8 protein-coding genes and 1 tRNA gene are annotated in these 5551 nt (G+C 70.6%); 5 read left to right on the top strand and 4 right to left on the bottom strand.

Features of this window, described 5'->3' with window-relative positions; translation table 11 throughout:
* On the bottom strand, positions 1 to 407 hold a 407-nt coding region (locus HW577_RS19715), incomplete at its 3' end, for a hypothetical protein (RefSeq protein WP_419956598.1).
* 74 nt (positions 408 to 481) lie between these two features.
* On the opposite strand from HW577_RS19715, the gene HW577_RS19710 reads away from it, so the two are divergent.
* On the top strand, positions 482 to 1159 hold the full coding sequence (locus HW577_RS19710) for a cytochrome b/b6 domain-containing protein (RefSeq protein WP_198377836.1): 678 nt from the start codon (positions 482 to 484) through the stop codon (positions 1157 to 1159).
* 28 nt (positions 1160 to 1187) lie between these two features.
* Here the strand turns inward: HW577_RS19710 and HW577_RS19705 are convergent, their stop codons facing one another.
* On the bottom strand, positions 1188 to 1625 hold the full coding sequence (locus HW577_RS19705; RefSeq protein WP_198377835.1) for a c-type cytochrome: 438 nt from the start codon (positions 1623 to 1625) through the stop codon (positions 1188 to 1190).
* A gap of 162 nt (positions 1626 to 1787) precedes the next feature.
* On the opposite strand from HW577_RS19705, the gene HW577_RS19700 reads away from it, so the two are divergent.
* Positions 1788 to 1864: transfer RNA gene (locus tag HW577_RS19700), tRNA-Pro, on the top strand.
* Positions 1865 to 2187: 323 nt separating this feature from the next.
* On the opposite strand, the gene HW577_RS19695 is transcribed toward HW577_RS19700, so the two are convergent.
* The gene (locus HW577_RS19695; protein ID WP_198377834.1) at positions 2188 to 2352 is read right to left on the bottom strand and encodes a hypothetical protein; all 165 of its coding nucleotides are present in this window, start codon (positions 2350 to 2352) and stop codon (positions 2188 to 2190) included.
* Positions 2353 to 2801: 449 nt separating this feature from the next.
* Here HW577_RS19695 and HW577_RS19690 point away from each other — a divergent pair, with 449 nt between their 5' ends.
* Positions 2802 to 3014 carry a hypothetical protein gene (locus HW577_RS19690; RefSeq protein ID WP_198377833.1) on the top strand — a complete coding sequence of 71 codons (213 nt, stop codon included), beginning with the start codon at positions 2802 to 2804 and terminating at the stop codon, positions 3012 to 3014.
* A gap of 10 nt (positions 3015 to 3024) precedes the next feature.
* On the opposite strand, the gene HW577_RS19685 is transcribed toward HW577_RS19690, so the two are convergent.
* Positions 3025 to 3219 carry a DUF2842 domain-containing protein gene (locus tag HW577_RS19685; RefSeq protein WP_198377832.1) on the bottom strand — a complete coding sequence of 65 codons (195 nt, stop codon included), beginning with the start codon at positions 3217 to 3219 and terminating at the stop codon, positions 3025 to 3027.
* Positions 3220 to 3416: 197 nt separating this feature from the next.
* Here HW577_RS19685 and HW577_RS19680 point away from each other — a divergent pair, with 197 nt between their 5' ends.
* A complete protein-coding gene (locus HW577_RS19680; RefSeq protein ID WP_198377837.1) occupies positions 3417 to 3932 on the top strand; it encodes an adenine phosphoribosyltransferase in 516 nt (171 codons plus the stop codon).
* Positions 3895 to 5551: ATP-binding protein (locus tag HW577_RS19675; RefSeq protein ID WP_198377831.1), on the top strand; the 1657-nt coding region annotated here is incomplete at its 3' end. The genes HW577_RS19680 and HW577_RS19675, both read left to right, overlap by 38 nt.

Raw genomic sequence — 5551 nt, 5'->3', positions numbered from 1 at the left:
GAGGCGGTGCTGCTGCTCACCGCCATGGCGGCGAGCAGCAGCACCGCCTCGGGTGCCGCCCGCCGGAGGTCCGGCAGATGCAGCGGCGCGCCCGCCATCCACCAGGCGCAGCCGACGAGGCCCGCGGCGAAGGCCAGCAGGCGGAGGACCGGCCGGCGCGGGAGGGCGGCGACCAGCCCGGCGCCGAGCGCCAGGAACGCCAGCAGCGGCAGCCGCTCAGCCAATTGGCGAGGGGAGGCGCTGACCACCCCGAGCACCGTGGCGAAGCCCGCGGCGAGCCCGATCCCACCCGCCGCCGCGGTGAGTCCGGGCCTTCGGAGCCACCGCCCGGCCAGCGCGACGGCCAGCGCGACGGCCAGGGCGACGGCCGCCGCGACGACCAGGGCGTTTCCGATTCCGAATGGCATGCCCATCATCCCATCGTGGCAGGGTCGTGCCGGAGTCCGGGGCGGCGCGGCGCGACAGCAGCAGGAGGGCCGGCATGGCCGAGAAGACCGTGACCGTGAAGGTGTGGGATGGCTGGGTGCGCGCCTTCCACTGGATGACCGCCGCGTGCGTGCTGGTCTCCTACCTCAGCGCCAAGTCGGGCGCGTGGAACCTGCACTATCTCAGCGGCTACACGCTGCTCGCGCTGGTCGTCTTCCGGATCGCCTGGGGGCTGGTGGGGTCGGAGAATGCGCGCTTCCTGGCCTTCCTTCGCTCCCCGGCCGCGGCGTTCCGGCAATTGGCGAAGTTCCGCCGGCCGGAGCCCGACACGGAAGTGACGCACAATCCCGCCGGCGCGTGGATGGTGGTCGCGCTGCTGCTGCTGCTGGCCGCGCAGGCGGTGAGCGGGCTCTTTGCCAACCACGATGTCGGCTTCACCTATTCCCAGCACGGCCCGCTCGCCAATGCGGTGAGCGAGGCGACGTCGGAGCGGATGACCAACCTGCATCTCACGCTGATCAACGTGCTGCTCGCGTTCATCGGGCTGCACGTCGCGGCGGTGATCGCCTATCGGCTGGTGAAGGGGCAGGACCTGGTCGTGCCGATGGTGGTCGGCACGAAGGCGATCCCAGCATCCCATGCGCGCGCGCCGCGCCATGCCCATGCCGGGCTCGGGCTGGTGCTGGCCGGCGCGGCGGGGGTGTTCGTCTGGTGGGTGACGCGCCTGGGCTGAGGGCGGGGGCGAACCCCCGCCCCGCCGTTCAGCGCGCGGGACCGCGATAGGGGCGGTGGCAGGCGCCGCAGGTCGCACCCGCCTGGCCGAAGGCGGCGGTTGTCGCCGCCACGTCGCCGGCCGCGGCCGCGGTGCGAAGGGCGCCGAGCTGCGTGACCATGTTGGCATTGGCCTGCTCGAAGCCCGCGCGGTCGGACCAGATGGCCGCCAGCGCGCGCGTGTCGCCGGTGCCGGAGCCGGCCGGGAACAAGGCGGGCATGCCGCGGTAGAAGGTGATCATCTCGTCGATCCGGGCGACGAGCGGGCGGGTGTCGCCGCGCGCATCGGTCACCGCCTTGATCGCTTCCATGTGGCGGCCCATGCCGCGCAGGCCGTCCCGGCGCTGCGCGATGACATCCTGCGCTACCGCGGTGCCCGCGGTTCCGATGGCGGCAAGCGCCGCTCCGACGATCAGCCAAGCCTTCATGCGTCCGTTTCCTGTCCTGGGATGCGCCGCGTAGCGACGCGGTCGGAGGTGATACTTATTCGTCGATCGCGCAATGGCGCGTGACAATGTCGCGCACGGGGGGCGGCTTGCGGCGCCGGAAAGCTGCGGCTATACCCCCGCCTCCGCGGCGCCGGGCGGCACCGGAGTGTAGCTCAGCCTGGTAGAGCACTGTGTTCGGGACGCAGGGGCCGGAGGTTCGAATCCTCTCACTCCGACCACTTCCTGGCCGGCGCCGCGCTTCTCTCTTCCTGCTGATCGATGGGGGCGCGCGTCTTTGGCGGATGGCCTGCATGCAAAGGCGCGCGGCCGGCACGCGCGAGTGGGCGCGGCCGGCCGGCAGGATGCGGAAAGGCTTCCAACAGGGTGTCGCAGGGCCCGGGACGGATGGCCACGCGGTCGATCGGCGTTATGCGGCCAGGCCGGGAATGGCATGGCGGAACGGCTGCGAGGCGCGGCCGTGGAGGCTTCAGCGCCGGCTGCCGGCGCGCGCCACGCCGCGGCGCGGGCCCGCAGGCCCGCTCCCCGGCTTCGAGGCTGTGTGTCAGTTCCGCTCGGGGACCGTGCTGACTTCCAGCAGGGCGATGATCGAATGCAGGACCTTCACGGCATCCACATTGCCATCTTCATGCGCGTGGGCGAGAACCCGCTCGAGGGCGCCCTTGGCCTGCACCATATGGTTGTGGCCAAGCCAGAAGCCCGAATCCATGGTGCACGCCTGGTAGACGGACCGAGCCGACGCAATATCGTTCATATCGGAACCCCCTCCGCTGAAATTTGACACAACCGACAATTACTAAGACAACCCTGGCGTGTCCAGCATCGTATAAACCGCAGATTGATCAGCGTTTTCTCAGGTTTTTCCTACAACCTCTTGATATCACGCGATCGTGAGATGACAGGGTTGACGGATGACGATCCAATCACGCAAAAATCACGACGTAGGTAGCGCTAGCCTGAAGATCGCGCCCTCACGAATTCGAGAATTGTCTCGCGAATCGTCACGGCGTCTCATCTCCAGTTTCGCCCGCAGGCGCCTTTCAGGCGCCGCGCCCAGCCTGGCGAGCAGATCGCCTCCGGTAAGGCCTTGATATGGATCCCTTGTCCCGAAACGAGATCGCGGAGGCGGCGGAGACCGCGATTCGACGACACGTCGCCTTGACGGACCGTCCGCTCGACGAGCTGCGCCTGCTCGCGACGCAACTGACCGACGCGATCGAGTCGGCGATCCGCCATGCGTCGGGCGACCAGGCCACGCATGAGAGCGTGCGCGACATCATCCTCGGCGCGATCAGCCGCCTCTGGGCTGAACACGGCGGCGAGGCCCAGGCCATCGCCGACATCATCTCGCTGGCCGACCAGGACCGCTGATCGGTCCGCTTCAGCCCCCGCCGCGCACCGCCCAGACCATCAGCGCCCGCGCAGGCCAGACCCAGGCCACCCCGGCCACGGCAAAGAACAGCAATTCGACCGTCCAGTGCAGCGCGCGGACATGATCCGCGGCCAACAGCACCAGCAGCACGTACAGGAAGAAGCCGGCCAGGCCGGCCAGGATCGCGATCGGCGTTCGGGACATGCCGCTCAGATGCCGCCGCGCGGCCGCCGCGCCAAGGGGGCCGGCGCACGACCTGTTGTGCGTCACGATAACTGGACAGTTGGAGTGTCAATCTTCTACATTGGCGGCCGGAAGGCTAGCGAACTGCCGGCCCGTATCCCCGGGCTCTCCCGACAACCCAAGAAGACCGGCAGCGAACAGACGTGACCACCGACACCATCGACCTCAAGGCCCATATCCGCGGGATCCCGGACTTCCCGAAGCCCGGAATCCTGTTCTACGACATCTCTACCCTGCTCCGGCACGGACCGGCGTGGCGCGCCGCCATGGCCCGCCTCGCGGACGCGGTCCGCCCGCACAAGCCGGATCTCCTCGCCGGTATCGAGAGCCGCGGCTTCCTCGTGGCCGCACCCCTGGCCCTCGAACTCGGGCTCGGCTTCGTCATGCTGCGCAAGCCGCGCAAGCTGCCGGGGCTCACCATCGGGCTGAACTACGCGTTGGAATACGGCACCGACCGGATCGAGATGCAGGCGGATGCCGTTCAGAAGGGCCAAAGGGTCGTGATCCTCGATGACCTGCTCGCGACGGGCGGGACCATGGCGGCGGGCGTCAGCCTGCTCCGCCAGTCGGGGGCCGAGGTGCCGTGCGCGGCCGCGCTGATCGAGCTGACCTTCCTCGGTGGAAGGAACCGGCTCGATGTCCCGTTCGAATCGCTCGTCGCCTACGACGAGTAGCCAGGCGGCCCCCTCCCCCGAGCCGTTCCGGGATGCCCTCGCGGCCGCGGTCGCTGCGGCGCCCACAGGCATCGTCATCACCGACCCGAACCTGCCCGACTGCCCGATCGTCTACGCCAACCCGGCCTTCTTCCGCCTGACCGGCTACGGGCCGGCCGAGGTGATCGGGCGCAATTGCCGCTTCCTCCAGGGCCGGGGCACCGACCCGCAGCATGTCCACGCCGTGCGGCTGGCCATCGCCGAGCGCCGGTCGATCGACATCGAGATCGTCAACCACCGCCGCGACGGCACGCGCTTCGTCAACGAACTGCACATCTCCCCCGTCTTCGCCGAGGACGGCACACTGCGCTACTTCCTCGGCATCCAGCACGACGTGACGGCGCGCGAGCGGCTGGCGCGCGCGACGCAGCGCGCCCGCCGCCAGGCCGAGCGCGCCTCGACCGAGAAGAGCGACTTCCTCGCCTTCATGTCGCACGAGATCCGCACGCCCATGAATGGCGTGATGGGCACCGTCTCCCTCCTGCTCGACACCGCGCTCGACGCCGAGCAGCGCGCCTATGCCGAGACCGCGCGACGCTGCGGGGAGACGCTGCTGTCGACCGTCAACGAGATGCTCGACCTTTCGCGCATCGAGGCCGGGCGGCTGCCGCTCGAGGCCATTCCCTTCGACCTCGCCCAGCCGGTCACGGAAGTGCTGGACCTGCTCGCCCCCGCCGCGGCCGAGAAGGGGCTGCGCCTGTCGGCCAGCATCGAGCCACTGCTGCCCGCCCGCGTCGTCGGCGACCCCGTCCGGCTGCGCCAGGTGCTGCTGAACCTTGCCGACAATGCGGTGAAGTTCACCACCTCGGGCGGCGTCGGCATCCGGGTCGAGCGCGCCGAGGCGGAGGGCCGCATCCGCTTCGCCGTCGCCGATACCGGCATCGGCATCGCGCCCGAGGTCGCGCGCACGCTGTTCCGCTCCTTTGCCCAGGGCGCGCCGGACACCGCGCGCCGCTTCGGCGGATCGGGGCTCGGGCTGATGATCTGCCGCAAGCTGGTGGGCCTGATGGGCGGGCGCGTCGCGCTGGAGAGCGCGCCGGGCAAGGGCTCGGTCTTCACCTTCGACATCCCGCTCGAGCCCGTCGCCGCATCGGGCCGGCCGCCGGCGACGTTGGTGCCGGCACCCGCCGCCGCCGCGCAGCGCCCGCGAGGCGGGGCGCTCGGGCGCATCCTTCTCGCCGAGGATGGGGAGGCGAACCAGCTCGTCGCCGCGGCCATCCTGCGCAAGGCGGGCTACGCCGTGGACCTCGCGCGCGACGGCGAGGAAGCGCTGGGCGCAGCGCGCACCGCCGCCTACGACCTGATCCTGATGGATGTGCGCATGCCGCGCATGGATGGCTTCGCCGCCACGGCGGCAATCCGCAGCCTTGCCGGCAGCGCCGGACGCGTGCCGATCATCGCCATGACCGCCGCGGCGATGGAAGGCGACAAGGAAAGGTGCCTTGCCGCCGGCATGGACGGGCATCTGGCGAAGCCAATGGATCGCGCCGCGCTGCTGGGCGCGGTGGCGGAGGTGCTCGATGCCCGCCCGCGCCGGCCGCGCGCCGCCGCCCCGGCGGGCGAGCAGCGCCGTCGGCCCG

The organism is Neoroseomonas rubea, assembly GCF_016106015.1.
GTDB classification, from domain to species: Bacteria; Pseudomonadota; Alphaproteobacteria; order Acetobacterales; family Acetobacteraceae; genus Neoroseomonas; species Neoroseomonas rubea.
The sequence above is the reverse complement of the archived record's forward strand: the minus strand, read 5'-3'. Positions and strand labels throughout refer to the sequence as shown.